At 63.6% G+C, this 17,634-nt stretch carries 19 protein-coding genes and 1 pseudogene; 13 read left to right on the plus strand and 7 right to left on the minus strand.

Translation table 11 applies throughout. The annotated features are described in order from the left end of the window. Window positions 1-72 precede the first annotated feature (72 nt). The 3 genes from AXW67_RS05845 to AXW67_RS05855 all read right to left on the minus strand — a co-directional run bounded on the left by AXW67_RS05845 (window position 73) and on the right by AXW67_RS05855 (window position 4,379). Window positions 73-1,425 carry an IS1182 family transposase gene (locus tag AXW67_RS05845; protein ID WP_063676234.1) on the minus strand — a complete coding sequence of 451 codons (1,353 nt, stop codon included), beginning with the start codon at window positions 1,423-1,425 and terminating at the stop codon, window positions 73-75. A gap of 215 nt (window positions 1,426-1,640) precedes the next feature. Beyond that, window positions 1,641-3,080, minus strand: coding sequence for a DUF1254 domain-containing protein (locus AXW67_RS05850; protein WP_063677108.1), 1,440 nt, complete (start codon window positions 3,078-3,080; stop codon window positions 1,641-1,643). A 93-nt stretch (window positions 3,081-3,173) separates the two neighbouring features. Beyond that, the gene (locus AXW67_RS05855) at window positions 3,174-4,379 is read right to left on the minus strand and encodes an LLM class flavin-dependent oxidoreductase (RefSeq protein ID WP_063677109.1); all 1,206 of its coding nucleotides are present in this window, start codon (window positions 4,377-4,379) and stop codon (window positions 3,174-3,176) included. A 274-nt stretch (window positions 4,380-4,653) separates the two neighbouring features. Between AXW67_RS05855 and napE the strand changes: the two genes are divergently transcribed. The 6 genes from napE to AXW67_RS05885 all read left to right on the plus strand — a co-directional run bounded on the left by napE (window position 4,654) and on the right by AXW67_RS05885 (window position 10,040). Further along, window positions 4,654-4,839, plus strand: a complete 186-nt coding sequence (gene napE / locus AXW67_RS05860) for a periplasmic nitrate reductase, NapE protein (RefSeq protein WP_027553314.1) — start codon at window positions 4,654-4,656, stop codon at window positions 4,837-4,839. Between the two features lie 25 nt (window positions 4,840-4,864). Then, window positions 4,865-5,179, plus strand: a complete 315-nt coding sequence (locus AXW67_RS05865) for a chaperone NapD (RefSeq protein WP_063677110.1) — start codon at window positions 4,865-4,867, stop codon at window positions 5,177-5,179. A 16-nt stretch (window positions 5,180-5,195) separates the two neighbouring features. Then, window positions 5,196-7,700, plus strand: coding sequence for a nitrate reductase catalytic subunit NapA (gene napA / locus AXW67_RS05870; RefSeq protein ID WP_027553312.1), 2,505 nt, complete (start codon window positions 5,196-5,198; stop codon window positions 7,698-7,700). A gap of 2 nt (window positions 7,701-7,702) precedes the next feature. Beyond that, the gene (locus AXW67_RS05875; protein WP_027553311.1) at window positions 7,703-8,173 is read left to right on the plus strand and encodes a nitrate reductase cytochrome c-type subunit; all 471 of its coding nucleotides are present in this window, start codon (window positions 7,703-7,705) and stop codon (window positions 8,171-8,173) included. Then, window positions 8,170-8,823: a NapC/NirT family cytochrome c gene (locus tag AXW67_RS05880; RefSeq protein WP_027553310.1), complete on the plus strand. Its 654-nt coding sequence runs from the start codon at window positions 8,170-8,172 to the stop codon at window positions 8,821-8,823. Before AXW67_RS05875 ends, AXW67_RS05880 begins: the two co-directional genes overlap by 4 nt. A 101-nt stretch (window positions 8,824-8,924) precedes the next feature. Then, on the plus strand, window positions 8,925-10,040 hold the full coding sequence (locus AXW67_RS05885; RefSeq protein WP_027553309.1) for an ATP-dependent DNA helicase: 1,116 nt from the start codon (window positions 8,925-8,927) through the stop codon (window positions 10,038-10,040). A 180-nt stretch (window positions 10,041-10,220) separates the two neighbouring features. On the opposite strand, the gene AXW67_RS05890 is transcribed toward AXW67_RS05885, so the two are convergent. Further along, a complete protein-coding gene (locus AXW67_RS05890; RefSeq protein WP_063677111.1) occupies window positions 10,221-11,906 on the minus strand; it encodes a caspase family protein in 1,686 nt (561 codons plus the stop codon). A 249-nt stretch (window positions 11,907-12,155) separates the two neighbouring features. Here AXW67_RS05890 and msrA point away from each other — a divergent pair, with 249 nt between their 5' ends. The 4 genes and pseudogenes from msrA to AXW67_RS05905 all read left to right on the plus strand — a co-directional run. Beyond that, a complete protein-coding gene (gene msrA, locus AXW67_RS05895; RefSeq protein WP_027553307.1) occupies window positions 12,156-12,860 on the plus strand; it encodes a peptide-methionine (S)-S-oxide reductase MsrA in 705 nt (234 codons plus the stop codon). Between the two features lie 51 nt (window positions 12,861-12,911). Then, window positions 12,912-13,331 (plus strand): peptide-methionine (R)-S-oxide reductase MsrB, encoded by a 420-nt coding sequence (gene msrB, locus AXW67_RS05900; protein WP_027553306.1) that lies wholly within the window; start codon window positions 12,912-12,914, stop codon window positions 13,329-13,331. 107 nt (window positions 13,332-13,438) lie between these two features. Further along, window positions 13,439-13,603 (plus strand): DUF3309 family protein, encoded by a 165-nt coding sequence (locus AXW67_RS40265; protein ID WP_082907797.1) that lies wholly within the window; start codon window positions 13,439-13,441, stop codon window positions 13,601-13,603. Between the two features lie 275 nt (window positions 13,604-13,878). Further along, window positions 13,879-14,109: pseudogene (locus AXW67_RS05905) on the plus strand (hypothetical protein); the annotation flags it as partial. Between the two features lie 75 nt (window positions 14,110-14,184). On the opposite strand, the gene AXW67_RS05910 reads toward AXW67_RS05905, so the two are convergent. Together AXW67_RS05910 and AXW67_RS05915 are read right to left on the minus strand one after the other, a co-directional pair. Continuing rightward, complete coding sequence (locus tag AXW67_RS05910; RefSeq protein ID WP_027553304.1) at window positions 14,185-14,742, minus strand: DUF4112 domain-containing protein; 558 nt, start codon at window positions 14,740-14,742, stop codon at window positions 14,185-14,187. A gap of 61 nt (window positions 14,743-14,803) precedes the next feature. Beyond that, on the minus strand, window positions 14,804-15,229 hold the full coding sequence (locus tag AXW67_RS05915) for a DUF5413 family protein (protein WP_027553303.1): 426 nt from the start codon (window positions 15,227-15,229) through the stop codon (window positions 14,804-14,806). Window positions 15,230-15,408: 179 nt separating this feature from the next. Between AXW67_RS05915 and AXW67_RS05920 the strand changes: the two genes are divergently transcribed. From AXW67_RS05920 to AXW67_RS05930, 3 genes are all read left to right on the plus strand, one after another. Then, complete coding sequence (locus AXW67_RS05920) at window positions 15,409-15,651, plus strand: hypothetical protein (RefSeq protein ID WP_063677112.1); 243 nt, start codon at window positions 15,409-15,411, stop codon at window positions 15,649-15,651. Between the two features lie 36 nt (window positions 15,652-15,687). Next, complete coding sequence (locus AXW67_RS05925; protein ID WP_027553301.1) at window positions 15,688-15,918, plus strand: hypothetical protein; 231 nt, start codon at window positions 15,688-15,690, stop codon at window positions 15,916-15,918. A gap of 254 nt (window positions 15,919-16,172) precedes the next feature. Beyond that, window positions 16,173-16,448, plus strand: coding sequence for a hypothetical protein (locus tag AXW67_RS05930; RefSeq protein WP_430648702.1), 276 nt, complete (start codon window positions 16,173-16,175; stop codon window positions 16,446-16,448). 79 nt (window positions 16,449-16,527) lie between these two features. Here the strand turns inward: AXW67_RS05930 and AXW67_RS05935 are convergent. Continuing rightward, window positions 16,528-17,634: hypothetical protein (locus tag AXW67_RS05935; protein WP_245315434.1), on the minus strand; the 1,107-nt coding region annotated here is incomplete at its 5' end.

Genomic DNA, 17,634 nt, shown 5'->3' on the forward strand with positions numbered 1-17,634 from the left:
GGCCGATTCTGTTGAAAAAGGCGGCAGTAGTCCCGATGTATTGGCACCAGAGCCGATGGGACCCAACGGCCGTTATGCGGGTTTGAGGGATTGCATCGGGATCAGCTTGGCCATCTTGCGAAGGTTCTGGGCGGTGGCTGCGAGGGTGAACTCATCACGAGCACCGTTTGGACCTCGTAAACGTAGACGGTCGAGCTTGAGAATGCGCTTGAGGTGCGCGAACAGCATCTCGATCTTTTTGCGGAGCCGACGCGAGGTGCCTCCTTCCCACGACCTTGCGATCTGGCGGGCCATGTCGCGAGCGCCCTCATAGATTGAGCGCGGCACCCTCCGTGAGGGCTGCTTGGGGCAACACCGGGACTTCAGTGCGCACCGATCGCAATCGCGCTTGCTGGCCATGTAAAGCATCGTGGCGCCATCGTTCACCAGCGCTCCGGTCGTGGTGAGTACTTTGCCGCCAGGACAGCGATACACGTCACCTGCGTGGTCATAGGTGAAGTCCTCGCGCGAGAATATCCCGTCTGTGCGGACCGACTTGTCGAACACTGTGACGTGTGGCTCGATGCCGTGCTCGTAGACCAACCATCCGAGCATCTCGGCCGAGCCATAGCCGCTGTCGCCGAGGAGCCGGCTCGGATAGAGATCGAACCGGTCGAGCGAGCGCTCAATCATGCGCTTGGCGGCCAACACCTCCGCCTGTCGGATTGCCGTGGTTGCCTCGACATCGACGATGATCGCGTTCTCGACGTCGACCAGGTAATTCGTCGAGTAGGCGAAGAAGGCTTGGCCGCCGTGCGCTCCCATCCAGCGCGCCGCTGGGTCGGAGGGCGACACGAACTTCGGCGTGACCTCGGTCGCTGCTCCGAAAGCGGCATCGTCGAGGACGGCCAGATATTCATCGATCGCTCGGCCGGCGGCCTCCGGTGGAAGGCCCTTGTCGCCTTCGATCCCCTTCTGCCGATTGGCATCGGCCTTGATCAAGCTCGCATCGACTGCAAATCCTTCACCACCGACAAGTCGCTCCTCGATGCAGCGGCGCAAGACGCTCTCGAACACTCGACGGAACAGATCGCTCTCCCGGAAGCGACCATGCCTGTTCTTGGAAAAAGTCGAGTGATCCGGCACCGAACCGTCCAGACCGAGCCGGCAGAACCACCGGTAGGCCAAATTGAGGTGGACCTCATCGCACAGGCGCCGCTCCGATCTGATGCCGCAGCAGTAACCGATCAGGAGCATCCGGATCATGAGCTCCGGATCGATCGAAGGCCGACCGATGCTACTGTAGAAAGGCGCCAGGCCCCGCCGGATCTCTTGAAGATCGACGAACCTGTCCATCGACCGTAGCAGGTGGTCGGCGGGAATATGCTTCTCGAGCGAGAACTCATAGAACAACGCAGCCTGTTCGACTTGCCGATGCCCCATCATGATCTTCAGTCCTGCCAACTAAGCAGACTGAATCACTGGTATCTCTGAGTCGCAACAACCGCATTTTTCAACAGAATCGGCCAGTTGCAGACGTTGGCTGCGGCCGACCGAAGGCGGCTTTCAGAGTTCGAATAGCGGGAAGGAGACGACTGTGACCCCGACGGTGAGACACCAGGGGCCACAGCGGAGCCTTCGGGCACAATGACGTTAGCGACTTAGCTGGCCGCGACTTTTCGCACCGGCGGGACCGTCCAGGTTCCATTAATGATGGAAGGAGACTTCTCGTTCGGCCAGTACATCCGTAGCATCAATACGAACTTGCCAGCCGGAGCCGGAAGCCAGTTGCTCTCCTTGTCGGGACCTGGCGAGTCCTTCTGGATGTAGAGATCGACGGAGCCGTCGGCGTTTGCCTTCAGGTTCTGACGCGGGCTGATCGAGTACCTATTGATCGGATTCTGCACGAAAAAATAGTCGGCATCGTACATCGTCAAGGACCAGAATCCGCCGACCGGCGGAAGCTGGCCCTTGGCAAAGCGCATCAAGTATTTGTTCTTGCCTTCGTAGTCCTGGCCATCGGCATCCTTTAATGAGGTCGGATACACAGCATCCTGGGTGCGGTTGGCACCGAGGCCGATTGCTGTGACCAGCGCCCGATTGAGGTAGTCGGTGCCGTAGATCCCGGTTTCGCTGTCGTAGGCCCACCCATTCTTGTTCCGGATCGACTTGCCAATCTTGAACTGGAGCATGATGCGGTCAAACGCGAACTGCGGTATGCGCTTGGCGAACGCTGGGTCGAACTTGCTGGTGTCGAATTCCTTGCCGGGTACGAGGCCGATCTTGGCGAACTTCGCCAGCTCTGGGGCATCTGCTGCCGCGGCAGGGTTTCGCTTCATGAGCTGCGCCAGCAGGGTAAAGTAGGCGACGGCATCCATCGCATTCACCTGCTCACGGACGGCCGTCTTCATGTCGACTGAGGGATCGACCTTGCCCGGCGGCGGGGTATATGGCTTGCCATACGAGCTGAGCGGAACAAGCTTGCACTGATCCTGTAGCGCGTGGACCGCTGCATAATCCTCGGGTGTCCCCGTGCAATAGATGCGTCCCAATATCCAGACGATGCTGGTGGGTGATCTGTACTCCTTCACGCCGGCTGGCAGCGTGCCTTTCCAACCCGGGCCGGTGATGACGTAAGTCTGCGCCTTGTCGCCAGTGGTCCTCTTGCCCGGCACCTGGAACACGTCGGTCCACCCGTCCAGCATCGGGAAAAGGAAGTAGCGATCCTTCATGTCGGGAAGGCTGATAACCCAAGGCTCGTCGCCGACATCAACAAATGCCGTTGTGTACAGTGTGTCGGCGTTTGGTGCAGTTACATCGCGAAAGCTGGCGTCCGGGTACTGACGCAATTTGATGAATTGCCCCATCGGGCCGCGCGTACCGATGGGAGAAGCGACGTTGGTAACAATGCGCCGGGTCATCTCCATCGTCACCAGCGGGTAGCCGTAGACGTAGGCATCGGTCGCCAGCCAGAAGTCGTCGCCGGCCTCCGCCGCCCTCAATAGCGGCCCTTCAAACTCGGCACGGGCCGAGCGGGCAAGAGCGAGGGTGGAGACGGCGGTCGCGAAAGCGGCGAGTGTCTGACGGCGGCTGACGGTCATGGATATTTTCTCCCTGAAAAGAAACCGTCCAGCAACCTGCTATCGCTATCTTAGATAGAACTTGACATGGATCAATACTATCCCGGTTTGGCCCTACCCCGCCGCCACCTTCGCCGGCGCGACGTTGATGGCGAGCTTGCCGTAGCGGTCGGTGAAGGCCTCAGTGTCGATCTCCTCAAGCTTGATCGCGCCGCTCATCACGCCCTGCTTCCAGGCGGCCTGCTCGGGGTCGCTCTGGAACTCCGGCATCACCTCGCGGGCGAACAGCTCCAGCGATTCGCAGATGTGCTCATGGCTGTTCTTGCCGGCCTGGTTGAGCAGGATGACCTGGTCGATATGGGAGCTCTGGAAACGCTTGAGCTTCTTGCGGATCGTCTCCGGCGAGCCGATCAGGCCGCCGCGCAGCGCCGCCTCCTGCGCCTCCGGATTGTCGCGCTTCCATTTGTTGTACTCGTCCCACATGTTGACGGTGCCGGGCGCGGGACGCTGGCGGTTCTGCGCGGCGCCGTAGAAGCGCAAGGCAAACTGGAAGAAAGTGGCGCCGTCGGCGCGGGCGCGTGCCTCCTCGTCCGTCTTGGCGCACATGAAGAACGACACCAGCGCCATGTTCGGGTTGATCTCGTAGTCGGCGAGCTTGTGCAGCCGCTTGGTCATGGCGTTGTAATAGGCGTGCACCCAGGCATGGGCGGCATCGGCGCTGACGAACTGGAAGCCGAGCGCGCCAAAGCCGTGACGTCCTGCCCGCTCGATGGTCGGCAGTTGCGAGCACGCCATCCACAGCGGCGGATGCGGCTTCTGCACCGGCTTCGGCACGACGTTGCGCAAGGGAATGTCGAAGTACTTGCCGTGATGCTCGCTGCCACCATCCCGAAACATCGGGAAGATCGCGCGCACGGCCTCCTCGAACACCTCCTTCTTAATCTCCATGTCGCGGCCGAACGGCTCGAGCTCGGTGATGGAGGCGCTCTCGCCCATGCCGAATTCGCAGCGGCCGTTCGAGAGCAGATCGAGCACCGCGACGCGCTCGGCGACGCGTGCGGGATGGTTAGTGGTGAGCTGGAGGATGCCGTGACCGAGCCTGATCTTCTGCGTGCGCTGGCTGGCAGCGGCGAGGAAGGATTCCGGCGACGGGGAGTGCGAGTATTCCTCGAGGAAATGATGCTCAACGACCCAGGCATGGTCGTAGCCGAGGCGGTCTGCGAGTTCCATCTGCGAGAGTGCGTTCTGATAGAGCCCGAGCTCGTCGCCCGCCACCCAGGGCCGCGGCAGTTGCAGCTCGTAGAAGATGCCGAACTTCATGACGCCGCTCTCCCAAGGATTGTTTTTGTTGCCGGCATTCTAAGGAACGGACGAGCGCTGTCCATGCCGGCCCAATTCCACCGCGCGGGAGGTCCGCACTGACCGATCCAGCCGGACAACTTCAAGTGAAGCGCGAGATGTCGCAAAGGCTTAGGTCGTTCGATCAGCCTTGATCCATGTCAAGGTCAACACCGCCAGGGATACCTATCATGGAACTCTACAAGGCAGCGGCCCGGATGCCGTCCAGAACTCACCACTGCAAGAGAGACCGAATATGTCGGCCCCTGGCGACGACACGACTGGGCGTTTGCGCCGTCGGCGCATGGAGATCTTTGCGTTCCTGTTCCTGACCGCGGTCGTGATGCCCGTCCTCGCAGTGGGGACGGTCGGCTCCTACGGGCTCGCGGTCTGGATCTACCAGATGTTCGCGGGTCCCCCCGGTCCGCCTCCTCCGCATTGAGTCCCCCGAAGCGAAAGACAGGCATATGGCCCACACCACACTCAACCGCCGCGCATTGATCACCGGCCGGGTGATCACTGCCGAGCGCATCGTGCCGCCGCCGGGCGGCGAGATCGCCAGCATCCTGGTGCAGGCGCGCCCCAACCACCTCGCCGAGCTCGAAGCCGCCATCACGGCGCTGCCCGGCTGCGAGATTCACGGCCGCGATGCGCGCGGCAAGCTCGTCGTCGTGACCGATGCGCCCGACGCGGGCAGCCTCGGCACGCTGCTGAACACCATCCAATCGCTGCCGCACGTCTATTCCGCAGCGCTCGTCTTTCACGCCATCGAAACGGCTTAAGGCCGGGAGAGCCATCATGACGTCACCCAAGCTCGACCGCCGCCAGATGCTGAAGCTGGAAGCCGCCGCGATCGCGGCGGCCGCCGCCGGCATGCCGGCACCGGCGCTCGCCGCCAATCTCGTCTCCGAGCGCGACGCATCCGAACTGAAATGGGACAAGGCCGCCTGCCGCTTCTGCGGTACCGGCTGCTCCGTGATGGTCGCGACCAAGGACAACCGCGTCGTCGCCACTCACGGCGACATCAAGGCCGAGGTCAATCGCGGCCTCAACTGCGTCAAGGGGTACTTCCTCTCCAAGATCATGTACGGCCATGACCGGCTGACGCAGCCGATGCTGCGCAAGACGAACGGCAAGTACGACAAGAACGGCGACTTCACGCCGGTGTCGTGGGACGAAGCCTTCGACATCATGACGGAGAAGTGGAAGGACGCGCTGAAGAAGCGCGGCCCGAGCGGCGTCGGCATGTTCGGCTCCGGCCAGTGGACGATCTGGGAAGGCTATGCCGCCTCGAAACTGTACAAGGCCGGCTTCCGCACCAACAATATCGATCCCAATGCGCGCCACTGCATGGCCTCGGCGGTTGCCGGCATGATGCGCACGTTCGGCATCGACGAGCCGGCCGGCTGCTACGACGACATCGAAGCCACCGATGCATTCGTGCTGTGGGGCTCCAACATGGCGGAGATGCACCCCATTCTTTGGACGCGCGTGGCCGACCGTCGGCTCTCCGCGCCGCATGTCCGCGTCGCCGTGCTCTCGACCTTCGAGCACCGCTCGTTCGACCTCGCCGACATCGGCATGGTGTTCGTGCCGCAGACCGATCTCTACATCCTCAACGCGATCGCCAACCACATCATCAAGACCGGCCGCGTCAACAAGGATTTCGTCACGGCGCATACCGTGTTCAGGCGCGGTCAGACCGACATCGGCTATGGCCTGCGGCCCGATCATCCCCTTCAGAAGAAGGCGACCGGCGCGGCGAAGGCCAACGACTCCACCGACATGAGCTACGACGAATACGTCAAGTTCGTCTCGGACTACACGCTGGAGAAGGCGGCAAAGATGTCCGGCGTGCCGCTCAATCGGCTGGAGCAGCTCGCCGAGCTCTATGCCGATCCCAAGACCAAGGTGGTCTCGTTCTGGACGATGGGCTTCAACCAGCACACCCGCGGCGTCTGGTGCAACAACCTCGTCTACAACATCCATCTGTTGACAGGAAAAATCTCCTCACCCGGCAACAGCCCGTTCTCGCTGACCGGGCAGCCATCGGCCTGCGGCACCGCGCGCGAGGTCGGCACCTTCTCGCACCGCCTGCCGGCCGACATGGTCGTGACCAACAAGGAGCATCGCGACAAGGCCGAGCACATCTGGAAGCTGCCCGAGGGCACCATTCCCGACAAGCCCGGCTATCACGCCGTGCTGCAGAGCCGGATGCTCCGCGACGGCTTGCTCAACGCCTACTGGGTGCAGGTCAACAACAATTTGCAGGCCGGTCCCAACGCCAATGAGGAAACCTATCCGGGTTTCCGCAACCCCGACAATTTCATCGTGGTCTCGGATGCCTATCCGTCGGTCACCGCACTCGCCGCCGACCTCATCCTGCCCACGGCGATGTGGGTGGAGAAGGAAGGCGCCTACGGCAATGCCGAGCGCCGCACACAGTTCTGGCACCAGCTCGTGACCGCGCCGGGCGAGGCGAAGTCCGATCTCTGGCAGCTGATGGAATTCTCCAAGCGCTTCAAGATCGAGGAGGTGTGGCCGGAGGAGCTGATCGCCAAGAAGCCGGAGTATCGCGGCAAGACGCTGTTCGACGTGCTGTACAAGAACGGGCAGATCGATAAATTCCCGACCTCGGAGATCGAGGAGGGCTACGCCAACGAGGAATCCAAGGCCTTCGGCTTCTACGTGCAGAAAGGCCTGTTCGAGGAATATGCCTCGTTTGGCCGCGGCCACGGCCACGACCTCGCGCCGTTCGAAAGCTATCATCGCGAGCGCGGCTTGCGCTGGCCCGTCGTCAACGGCCAGGAGACGAAGTGGCGCTTCCGCGAGGGCAGCGACCCCTACGTCAAGCAGGGCACCGACGTGCAATTCTATGGCTATCCCGACGGCAAGGCGCGCATCTTCGCGCTTCCTTTCGAGCCGGCGGCGGAATCGCCCGACAATGAATACCCCTACTGGCTCTCGACCGGCCGCGTGCTGGAGCACTGGCATTCCGGCACCATGACGCGCCGCGTGCCCGAGCTCTACAAGGCGTTTCCGGAGGCCGTCTGCTTCATGCATCCCGACGACGCACAGGACGCAAAGCTCCGGCGCGGCGACGAGGTGAAGGTGGTCTCGCGTCGCGGCTATATCCGCGCCCGCGTCGAGACGCGCGGCCGCGACCGGCCGCCGCGCGGGCTGGTGTTCGTGCCGTGGTTCGACGAGTCCAAGCTGATCAACAAGGTGACGCTGGACGCCACCGATCCGATCTCGTTGCAAACCGACTACAAGAAATGCGCCGTGCGCATCGAGCGGGTGTGACCATGCTGAAGCGAAGTGGAATTATCCTGCTGGCGTTCGCGATTGCCGCGGCCACGGGCTCGCTGACCGCACAGACGGTGAGCTCCGGGCTGCGCGGCCCGGCGCCGCTCAACGACGAAGGCCCGGCCCCGCCGATGCTGCCGAACCGCAACACCTCCGAAAAGGAGGCGCGCAACTATCCGGAGCAGCCGCCGGTGATCCCGCACACGATCGACGGCTACCAGATCGACCTCAACAGCAACAAATGCCTGTCCTGCCACGCACGCTCGCGCACGTCGGAATCGCAGGCGCCGATGGTCTCGATCACGCACTTCATGGATCGTGACGGTCAGTTCCTGGCCTCGATCTCGCCGCGGCGCTTCTTCTGCACGGAATGCCACGTGCCGCAGAACACCGCCACGCCGCCCGTCAGCAACGACTTCACCGACATCGACACGCTGCTGTCGCGCGCAAGCCCCGGTGGCCGCCGATGACGACGGCCGCTGACGAACCCAACGTAAAGCCGGAGACAAAGCGCAGCTTCTTGGCGCGGAGCTGGGATTTTGCGCTCGAGCTCTGGCAGGTGCTGATCCGGCCGAGCTCGGTGTTCGGGCTCGGCGTCCTCGTGCTCGCGGGCTTTGCCGCGGGCGTGATCTTCTGGGGCGGCTTCAACACCGCACTGGAACTGACCAACACCGAGAAGTTCTGCACCGGTTGTCATGAGATGAAGGACAACGTCTACGCCGAGCTGAAGTCGACGATCCACTTCACCAACCGCTCTGGCGTGCGTGCGACCTGCCCGGATTGTCATGTCCCGCACAACTGGACCGACAAGATCGCGCGCAAGATGCAGGCCTCCAAGGAGGTCTGGGGCAAGATCTTCGGCACGATCGACACCCGCGAGAAATTCCTCGACCATCGGCTCGAGCTTGCGGCGCATGAATGGGCGCGCTTCAAGGCCAACGATTCCCTGGAATGCCGCAACTGCCACAGCGCCGATTCCATGGACATCACCAAGCAGTCGCCGCGGGCTTCGGTGGCGCACCAGCGCTTCCTGTTCACGGGCGAGAAGACCTGCATCGACTGCCACAAGGGTATCGCCCACCACCTGCCCGACATGCGCGGCGTTCCCGGCTGGCAATAGGGCCGCCGGAAGCCGGATTTCCGCCGCTTGAACCGGCGGGGCGAATGGTTAGTTTTGGGGGACGGCGAATCGCTTCGATTTCGCCCTCCCTCAAGACAGATATGCCGAGTTTCACCCCGCATCAGGATGCCGCGCTCAAGGCCGTCGGCGATTGGCTCAAGGCCAAGCCAGGCCGAGGCGGCACGCCGCCGATCTTCCGCCTGTTCGGCTTTGCCGGCACCGGCAAAACCACGCTGGCGCGGCACATCGCCGACGGTGTCGACGGCGAGGTGAAGTTCGCCGCCTTCACCGGCAAGGCCGCCCTCGTCATGCGCAACAAGGGCTGTGACAACGCCTCCACCATCCATTCGCTGATCTACCGCGCCCGCGAATCCGGCGAGGAGCAGCCGAGCTTTGAGCTCTGGGACGATGCGCCGGCCTCCAAAGCCAAGCTGATCGTGATCGACGAATGCTCGATGGTCGACGCTGAACTGGGCCGCGACCTGATGTCGTTCGACTGTCCCCTGCTCGTGCTCGGCGACCCGGCGCAGCTCCCGCCGATCCAGGGCGGCGGCTTCTTCACCAACACCGAGCCCGACGCGATGCTGACCGAGGTGCACCGCCAGGCGCAGGACGATCCGATCGTGCGGATGTCGATGGATGTCCGCGAGGGCCGCGAGCTCGAGATCGGCCGCCATGGCGAGAGCGAGGTGGTGTCGCGCAAGGAGCTCGATCCCGACCGCGTCATGAGCGCCGACCAGATCCTGGTCGGCCGCAACAACACCCGCCGCGCCTACAACATGCGGGTGCGGCAGCGGCAGAACATCGAGGACCAGTTTCCGGTTGCCGGCGACAAGCTGGTGTGCCTGCGCAACAACCGCAAGAAGGGCCTGTTCAACGGCGGCCTGTGGCGAGTGAAGTCACGCAACACCTCGCGTTCCAAGTCGCGCATCCTCAGCATGCGGCTGTCGCCGGACGAGGATTTTGGGCACAAGGTGACGAAGGTCTCGGTGCGCGCCGACTGTTTCGAGGGCGGCATCGAGCAGATCGCCTGGGAACAGCGCAAGCCCTATGACGAGTTCGACTACGGCTACGTGCTGACCGTGCACAAGTCGCAGGGCTCGCAATGGGACGACGTCGTGCTGTTCGACGAGAGCTTCGCGTTTCAGGACTCCAGGGCGCGGTGGCTGTACACCGGGATCACGCGGGCGGCGAAGCGGCTGAGTGTGGTGGTGTGACGCTGCCGTAGGGTGGGCAAAGGCGCGAAGCGCCGTACCCACCGACCATCCATCCAATGCGCTAAAAGGTGGTGGGCACGCTTCCGCCTTCGCTCTTCGAGCTACGGCGGACAAGTCGCTTTGCCCACCCTACGACTGTAGTGCTTGCGGCAAGGTTGCAGCGCCAAACTCCGCATGCCGTCACTTCCCCGCGACAAAATAAAAATCCTCACGTCCCGGCGGCGAGCCGTACGTGAACGGCTGCTGCAGATGCTTGGTTGCGGTCCAGACGTCGTCGCGGACGATGTCGAACAGTTTCCTGATCTCGACGCGCGGCTCCCGGAGGTCCCGGGCGAGCGCGGTGGCGAACGGGCTGTCGGGCGTGCCATCGCCGTCCATCGCGGTCTCGCCGTGCTTGGCGGCGTAGACCACCATGAAGCCGGCGCCGGGCTCGATGTTGGAAAAGCCCTTGTCGACCAGCTTCAGCGACAACGTCCGCTTCATGGTCGGCGCGAACGGATTGTCGCGGCAGGCATCGAGAATGACGAGACGCAGCTTGCGCGCGCCGCCGACCGCGGCGATCACCTGCTCGAGCGCGACGGCTTCGGTCTCGGCATCCTTGTCGGCGGCAAGCCTGGTGTCGACCGGCACGAGATAGTTCACCCCGCCGATCTCGAAGCCGTGGCCGGCGTAGTAGACCACGGCCCAATCCGCCTTCTCCGCCTCCGCGGCGAACGCCCGCAGCGTCTCGAAGAACTTGTCGCGGGTCAGGTCGTTGGCAACCATCACGGTCTGGAAGCCGACGTCGCGCAGCGCGCCGGCGATCAGCTTGGAATCGCGCGGCGGGTTCGTCAGCGCATGGACGTTCTTGTAGGCGCCGTTGCCGATCACGAGCGCGACGCGGCGTGCGTTCGGCGCAGCGGGCTCCTGCGGAGTGAGCGCGGCGAGCCGCGCCTGTGCCGTGGTCCGGGCCCGCGCGACCTCCAGCTCGTCGAACGGCGCCAGCGCATAGGCCGCCGAGCGATAGTCGGCGCGCGCCTGGGCGAGATCGTGCCTGCGCTCGAACACCTGGCCGCGACCGGAATGGGCGCGAACACTGTTCGGATAGGCCTCGAGGACCGAGTTGTAGTCCTTCAGCGCGGCATCGAGGTCGCCCTTCATCAGGTAAACGTCACCGCGGTTGATGATGTAGAACTGGTTCTTCGGCTGCTTCTGGATCATGTTGTTGCAGTCGGCGAATGCCTCGTCGAACCTGCCCATCATGCCGTAGGTGATGCAGCGATTGCCGGCGATCTGCGTCGCGTTGGGATCGATCTTCTCGGCTTCAGCAAAGTCCGCCAGCGCGCCGTTGTAATCCTTGTTGAATGTGCGCACGCGGGCGCGATTGGTGTAGCCGAGCAGGAATTTCGGCGCGTACTTGATCGACAGATTGAAGTCGTCGAGCGCGCTTTGCAGCGCGCCATGGCGGAGATGGACAGTGCCGCGGTTGTTGTAGGGGGCGCCGAAGGTCGGCCGCTTCTGGATCGCAAGGTTGTAGTCGGCCATCGCGAGATCGTCCTTGCCCTTCCGCTCGTAGGCGATACCACGCAGGTTGACGATCCCGACATTTTCCGGATCCAGATCGATGGCGGATGACAGAGCCTCGATCGCCTTGTCGTAGTCACGCTTGTTGATCAGCGCGTTGCCGTGGACGCCCAGCGCGGTCGCCTTGTCCTTGCCGGTGACGCGATCTGCGTTGAGCAGGTTCTCGCAGGCCTGCGTCCGCGCCTGCGTCTCCGCCTGGCGGTCGCGGCAGGTGGCAAGATCGTCGCTCGCCTGCGGCTCCGCCGCGGCGATCGCGGCACCAAAGACCAGGATGACGAGGGTCAGGGAAACGACGCGCAGCATGTTTGTCAGTTGAGTTCCAGCCACCATCTTCTAAGTCGATCATCGATCGCGCGGGTTCATCAAGGCCCAACGGGCCGGCTCCAACAGCCCTCCTTGTCCTATCCGGTCAATTTCACAGACTCGTGTCCGCGACGGGGTAACAAACGCCGGGCCCGCCCGTATCTTCGGTGACCGAAAACGCCGCCGGGCCCGCTGTTCGCCCGGCGCCGGCCGCCCTAGACTGTAAGACCTTCCGCAAGAGGATACGCCATGCGCCGACCCGCTCTCCTGTCCCTGCTCGCCGCCACCACCGCGCTGACGCTGGCCTTCGCCGTGCCGTCCAGGGCCGCCGAGGACGCGGTCGTGATCCCTGCCCCCACCATGGACGCGCCACCCGCGAGCGGCATCCAGACCGCCGTGGTCGCCGGCGGCTGCTTCTGGGGCGTGCAGGGCGTATTCCAGCACACCGCAGGGGTCGTCAACGCCGTCTCCGGCTATGCCGGCGGCAGCAAGGCGACCGCCGACTACCAGACCGTCTCGACCGGCACGACCGGCCACGCGGAATCGGTCGAGATCAAGTACGACCCGAAGAAGATCTCCTACGGCAAGATTCTCCAGATCTACTTCTCGGTGGTGCACGACCCGACCCAGCTCAACCGCCAGGGCCCCGATGTCGGCACGCAATATCGCTCGGCGATCTTCACGACCTCCGGCGAGCAGAAGAAGGTCGCGGACGCCTATATCGCCCAGCTCAACGACGCCAAGGTCTTCAGGAAGCCGATCGTGACCAAGGTCGGCGCGCTGGAGGCGTTCTACCCGGCGGAAGCCTATCACCAGGACTATCTGACGCTGCACCCGACCCAGCCCTACATCGCCTATAACGATATCCCGAAGGTCGAGAACCTGAAAAAGCTGTTCGCGGATAACTATATCGAGAAGCCGACGCTGGTGAATTCCAGCAAGGCCACCAACTGATCGCCCGATCGCTTAACGAACAATCATCGCTTAACGAGTAACGGGAGAGCCATGCCCGACACCAAGACGAAAACCACGGAAGACAAAGTCACCAAGAGCGAGGAGCAGTGGCGGCGCGAATTGTCGCCGATGCAGTATGCCGTCCTACGAGAGAAGGCGACCGAGCGTCCCTTCTCCGGCGAGTATGAGCACGAGCATCGTCCCGGCACCTATGTCTGCGCCGGTTGCGGCAACGTGCTGTTCGAGTCCGATGCCAAGTTCGACTCCGGCTGCGGCTGGCCGAGCTTCACCCAGCCGGCCGTCGAGAGCCATATCGACGAGGAGACGGACGTGAGCCACGGCATGGTCCGCACCGAGGTGCTGTGCTCCAAGTGCGCCGGCCATCTCGGCCATGTCTTCACCGACGGGCCGGCGCCGACCGGCCTGCGCTACTGCATCAACTCCGCGGCGCTGAAGCTCAAGCCGCGGTAGGGCCTTCCGCGCCGGGTTCCGTGATGGAACCCAATGGCGGGAATGTGCTTTTCTCTCATGGCGGTGCAGCCGATCATCGCAGTTCGGCGGCTGTCAGGGAGGATGCCATGACGCTTGGGACCATCCTGATCATCCTGGTGCTTATCTATCTCGTCGGCGGCCTGTCGGGCCGGATCGGCGGTTATGGCTACGGCATGGGCCATTCCGGCATGGGGATCGGCGGCGTGGTCCTGGTGGTGCTGGTTGTGCTGCTGCTTCTTGGCAAGATATGAACCATATAAATATTTGATATTATTACGCTTATTTCTGTCGCGGAGCTGCCATGCGCGGATTCATCATCTCCGTTCGCAGGGGTCGCAATTTTGTCAAATCGGCTTATATTAGTGGCCGAGAATGACATGCACGGCGGGCTCGCCCAATTGTGGCCTTCGCCCTCCCAAACCCCACGCGCTTAAAGCCCCAGAGAAGATCACGAGGTCTTTGACCATGCGTCCAATGCGTCCGTTCAACTTCAACACCTCCGCCGAACTCTTCCCCGCCGCGATTNATTCGCAAGAAGAAGCGCGCGGGCTTCACCTATCGGCGGTTCGGCACCGCGGCCGAAGCGGTGCAGTTCGCGATGGAGCAGTTGCCGACGGATTCGCTGAACGGCGCCTATCTTCAGGTCGAGGAAGCGCGCTTCGACCAGAACGGCATCCGCTCGCTCTATGAGAGCGAGGCCTTCCCGCTGCCGCGCCGCCGCAAGCCGGCCGCGAACACCGACGCCGACGCGGCGTAAGTTTTTTCGCAAGCCTTTCGATGTGCGCTGAAAGCGCGATGGCCAAAGGCCGTCGCGCTTTTTGCGTTGTTCGCGTCAGATGCGCGGCTGCTTGTCGAGCCAGCGGCGCAGCAGGCGCACGTTGCGCATGTTGGCGCGGAACATGACGTCGAAGGCATCCCCCGCGAACGGGACCATGCCGACCACGCCGTCGACCGCGACATTGCCGAGCATACGCGCGGTGATGTACCAGGGCGCACCCAGCGCGCGGGCTTCGCGCACAAGCCACAGCGAGATCGCTGTCGTGATGATGTCGCCGACCACGGGGATCAGCCCGATCAGACCGTCGATGCCGTAACGAATGTTGGTGCCGGGCAGAATGAAGGCAACGTCGAGCAGCTTTGCGATCGCCTCGAGCCGCGCCAGCCGCTGCTCCCGTGTCAGATTGCCGAACGGGCTGCCGGCGAATGGATTGTCTTTGCCGAATTCGGAACGAAACTCGCGAAATCCCTGCTCGAGAGTCTCGGGCGGGATCTCGTGGCCCTCCTGGTCGATGATCGGCCCGCGCGCCTCGGCGCCCGAGAAGGTCGCGCGCGACGTCCGCCCCGAACGGGACCTGTGCCTTGCAAGAATCTCATCGTCGGGCATGGTCATCGTCTGAGGGAAACGCGCTCACGCGGCGAGGGTTGCGGCGGCGCGAACGAAGGTCGCATGCTCAGGTCGACGCGGCCGCCGGCTGCGTCTCCTCGACAAATCTGTGCACGAGCCAGGACGACACCACCGCCGGCACGAAGCCGACCATACCGTACAGGATGAACTGCACGACGCCCGAATCCGGTCCGCGCGAGCTGTAGGTCAGCGAGGCCAGGATGAAGGCGAACAAGCCAACCAGCAGCATGCGCAGCACCGGGCCGATCCGCCTGATGTGGATCAGGATGTCGTCCACCGCGCCGATCATCAGCGACGGCAGGAAGCCGAACAGATAGCTGTATTGCAGGGTCTTGAAGAACACCACGAACAGCTTGCCGACCTCGCTGAGACTGGTCTGCGCCCAGTAGCCGGACTGATAGGTCGTCGTCAGCAACAGCAGGAACCCGCCCAGGAACGGACCGACAAGCGCAAAGATCAGATAGCGTTTCATCAAATACCCCTCACTCTCCGCAGCTTTATACCAGCGGGGCGGCGAGCTTGGATAGCGCCGTCGGAAGGTGCGCCCGGTGCCTGCCGGCCCGCGACGCCGGGAAAGGGGGAACAACTGGCAAGCGGACGAGTTCTGACAGGACCTGAAATTCGCGCCTCCTGGCAGATTGGGATCCGCCGATGCCCCGGAAACTCCTCCTGACGATAATTGCGACGATGGCGCTGAGCATCCTGCCGGGCGCACCGGCGCGCGCGCAAGGTCATGCCGGCACGCCGCAGGAGCAGAACGCCTGCTCGCGCGACGCCTCGCGCTTGTGCCGCAAGGACCTTGGCAATGACAGTGCAGTGCAGAGCTGCCTGCAGGCCAACCGGGCCAGGCTGTCGAAGACGTGCCGCAAGGTCTTCGAGAGCCACGGCATGTGAGGATCAAGACCTTTCCGGAGAGCGGAGACTTCAGCCATGCTGCGCGACGAACAGCTCTCGATCCTGCGGGACATCAGCCATTCCGTCGCCTTTGCCGACGACAGACAGGGCAAGATCGGACAATTGATCGCCGATGGCTATGTGATGAAGGACGGCGATCTGTTCGAGCTCACCGCGAAAGGCGTCACCGCGGTTGAGGAACACGCCGCCGCTCTCTCGGAGAACGAAGTGGAGCAAACTTCCGCGCCATCCTACCGCCTCGTCTGACACCGCGAGAAGCTTTTTGCGTGACGGACGAGCAACAATTGCGAATTCCTTTTCGTCCGCCATTGCAGCCTCGTGACAATCGCGCATACTTCGCTCGGGCGGCGCAGCACTTTCGATTCGAACATCAGAAGTAATCGAGCGACCACATGCAGGGTTGAGTTCCCTGCGTGACGGCTGTGACGTGCGGCAGATCAAACCGCGTGCGGCGCCCCAAAAACAAGCAATCAACGCCTGAACTTGGGGACGCATCTGACATGACACGCTACCGATCGATCGCCACGCTCGTGGCCGTCGCCACCACTGCCATCACACTCCAGACCTTACCCAGCCTCGCCTTCTCGCCCGAAGCGCAACAGATGTGCTCGGGCGACGCCATGCGGCTGTGTTCCAGCGAGATACCGGACATCCCGCGGATCACCGCCTGCATGGTGCGGAACAAGGCGCATGTCAGCCCCGGCTGTCGCGCCGTGATGGACCGTGAGCACGCGGCCGCCGCGGCGGCGCGCAAGCGGGAAGCAGCCGCGCAATAGGCCGGATCGATTTCGATTGGACTCTGCTAGCGAGAACGGGCCTTCACCTCTCCCGTAGGAAAGGTGAAGGAGCGGCTTTCTACTCGCCCCACTGCGCGAACGCGTCGTTGAAGGCGCGCTCGCCCGGAGCCCCCTTCTCGATCGCGATGATGGCGCGGCGCTGGTTGGCGTAGACGAGCGGCACGTCGAACCAGGAGCGCTCCTTCAGGAGCTGGATGTTGCGCGCGCGGTCGGCGTCGACATTGGAGAGGCCGACCAGGAAGAAGCCGTCGGTGACCTTGACCGCCAGCCCCGCGAGCGGCGTGCCGCGCGCCTGCTCGTTCGACTTCATCAGGATGCCGGGCACGTTGGAGACGCTGCCGCCCGGGAAATCCGGCGGCAGGATGAAGGTCAGTTCCGCGGTGTGGCTCGCCGGCAGCGATGAATCGGTGTTGCGTCGGAACGACATCGTCATCTTGAACTTGCGGTCGGGAATCTCGATGTCGGCGCGCACGGCGACGTCGGCCTTCTGGTTGCCCGACGCCTTGATCGGCTCGAGCCGCCACACCACCGAGCCGACATATTGCTTGCCCTTAGGATCGGACGGATCCTCGTCATAGAGCACGACCTTCTGCGCCACCGGCGCGACCGGCTGGTCGCTGGCCGAGGGCTGGCCGACGCGATCCGGAATCTTCGGCTTGCTCTGCGGCTGGGCGGTATCCTTCGGCGCCTCCACGACCTGGGTGGGCGACGACTTGAACAGGCCGCTTGCGGTCTGGACCAGCGACTTGCCCCAGAGAATGCCGGCGCCGACCAGGATCAGCACGATGCCGACCGCGATCGCGCTCTTGAACGGGAACTTGGAGCCCGAACGGGCCCGCTTCTTGGCATCGCGGTCGAGGACGGGGATGTGCGGACGCCCCGACTGCGGCCGTGGCGTGTAGCGCTCGGCCTCCTCGATCGACTCGTCATAGGAATAGGGCGCGTCCTGCTCGCCGGCGCGGTTTTCCAGGTTCGGCTCGAGCCGGTCGAATTCCGGCGAGGGCGAGGGCACGTTGGCGTAGGTGCGGCGCGCGGCGCGGTTGGCCTGCGCGGCGGCGCCGCCGAGATCGTTGGCGTCCGCGGTGATGTCGCGGAAGCCGCGCACGCCCGGCGATTGCGGCAGCGGCGGCGGAGGCCCGATTTCCGGCGCGCGGCGCGCGGCGGG

The organism is Bradyrhizobium neotropicale (assembly GCF_001641695.1).
Classification (GTDB): Bacteria; Pseudomonadota; Alphaproteobacteria; order Rhizobiales; family Xanthobacteraceae; genus Bradyrhizobium; species Bradyrhizobium neotropicale.

What these genes read in the sequence shown, in the direction of transcription:
- AXW67_RS05845 (WP_063676234.1), bottom strand. Translation starts at nt 1,425, where the DNA reads ATGATGGGGCATCGGCAAGTCGAACAGGCTGCGTTGTTCTATGAGTTC.
- AXW67_RS05850 (WP_063677108.1), bottom strand. Translation starts at nt 3,080, where the DNA reads ATGACCGTCAGCCGCCGTCAGACACTCGCCGCTTTCGCGACCGCCGTC.
- AXW67_RS05855 (WP_063677109.1), bottom strand. Translation starts at nt 4,379, where the DNA reads ATGAAGTTCGGCATCTTCTACGAGCTGCAACTGCCGCGGCCCTGGGTG.
- napE (WP_027553314.1), top strand. Translation starts at nt 4,654, where the DNA reads ATGTCGGCCCCTGGCGACGACACGACTGGGCGTTTGCGCCGTCGGCGC.
- AXW67_RS05865 (WP_063677110.1), top strand. Translation starts at nt 4,865, where the DNA reads ATGGCCCACACCACACTCAACCGCCGCGCATTGATCACCGGCCGGGTG.
- napA (WP_027553312.1), top strand. Translation starts at nt 5,196, where the DNA reads ATGACGTCACCCAAGCTCGACCGCCGCCAGATGCTGAAGCTGGAAGCC.
- AXW67_RS05875 (WP_027553311.1), top strand. Translation starts at nt 7,703, where the DNA reads ATGCTGAAGCGAAGTGGAATTATCCTGCTGGCGTTCGCGATTGCCGCG.
- AXW67_RS05880 (WP_027553310.1), top strand. Translation starts at nt 8,170, where the DNA reads ATGACGACGGCCGCTGACGAACCCAACGTAAAGCCGGAGACAAAGCGC.
- AXW67_RS05885 (WP_027553309.1), top strand. Translation starts at nt 8,925, where the DNA reads ATGCCGAGTTTCACCCCGCATCAGGATGCCGCGCTCAAGGCCGTCGGC.
- AXW67_RS05890 (WP_063677111.1), bottom strand. Translation starts at nt 11,906, where the DNA reads ATGCTGCGCGTCGTTTCCCTGACCCTCGTCATCCTGGTCTTTGGTGCC.
- msrA (WP_027553307.1), top strand. Translation starts at nt 12,156, where the DNA reads ATGCGCCGACCCGCTCTCCTGTCCCTGCTCGCCGCCACCACCGCGCTG.
- msrB (WP_027553306.1), top strand. Translation starts at nt 12,912, where the DNA reads ATGCCCGACACCAAGACGAAAACCACGGAAGACAAAGTCACCAAGAGC.
- AXW67_RS40265 (WP_082907797.1), top strand. Translation starts at nt 13,439, where the DNA reads ATGACGCTTGGGACCATCCTGATCATCCTGGTGCTTATCTATCTCGTC.
- AXW67_RS05910 (WP_027553304.1), bottom strand. Translation starts at nt 14,742, where the DNA reads ATGACCATGCCCGACGATGAGATTCTTGCAAGGCACAGGTCCCGTTCG.
- AXW67_RS05915 (WP_027553303.1), bottom strand. Translation starts at nt 15,229, where the DNA reads ATGAAACGCTATCTGATCTTTGCGCTTGTCGGTCCGTTCCTGGGCGGG.
- AXW67_RS05920 (WP_063677112.1), top strand. Translation starts at nt 15,409, where the DNA reads ATGCCCCGGAAACTCCTCCTGACGATAATTGCGACGATGGCGCTGAGC.
- AXW67_RS05925 (WP_027553301.1), top strand. Translation starts at nt 15,688, where the DNA reads ATGCTGCGCGACGAACAGCTCTCGATCCTGCGGGACATCAGCCATTCC.
- AXW67_RS05930 (WP_430648702.1), top strand. Translation starts at nt 16,173, where the DNA reads ATGACACGCTACCGATCGATCGCCACGCTCGTGGCCGTCGCCACCACT.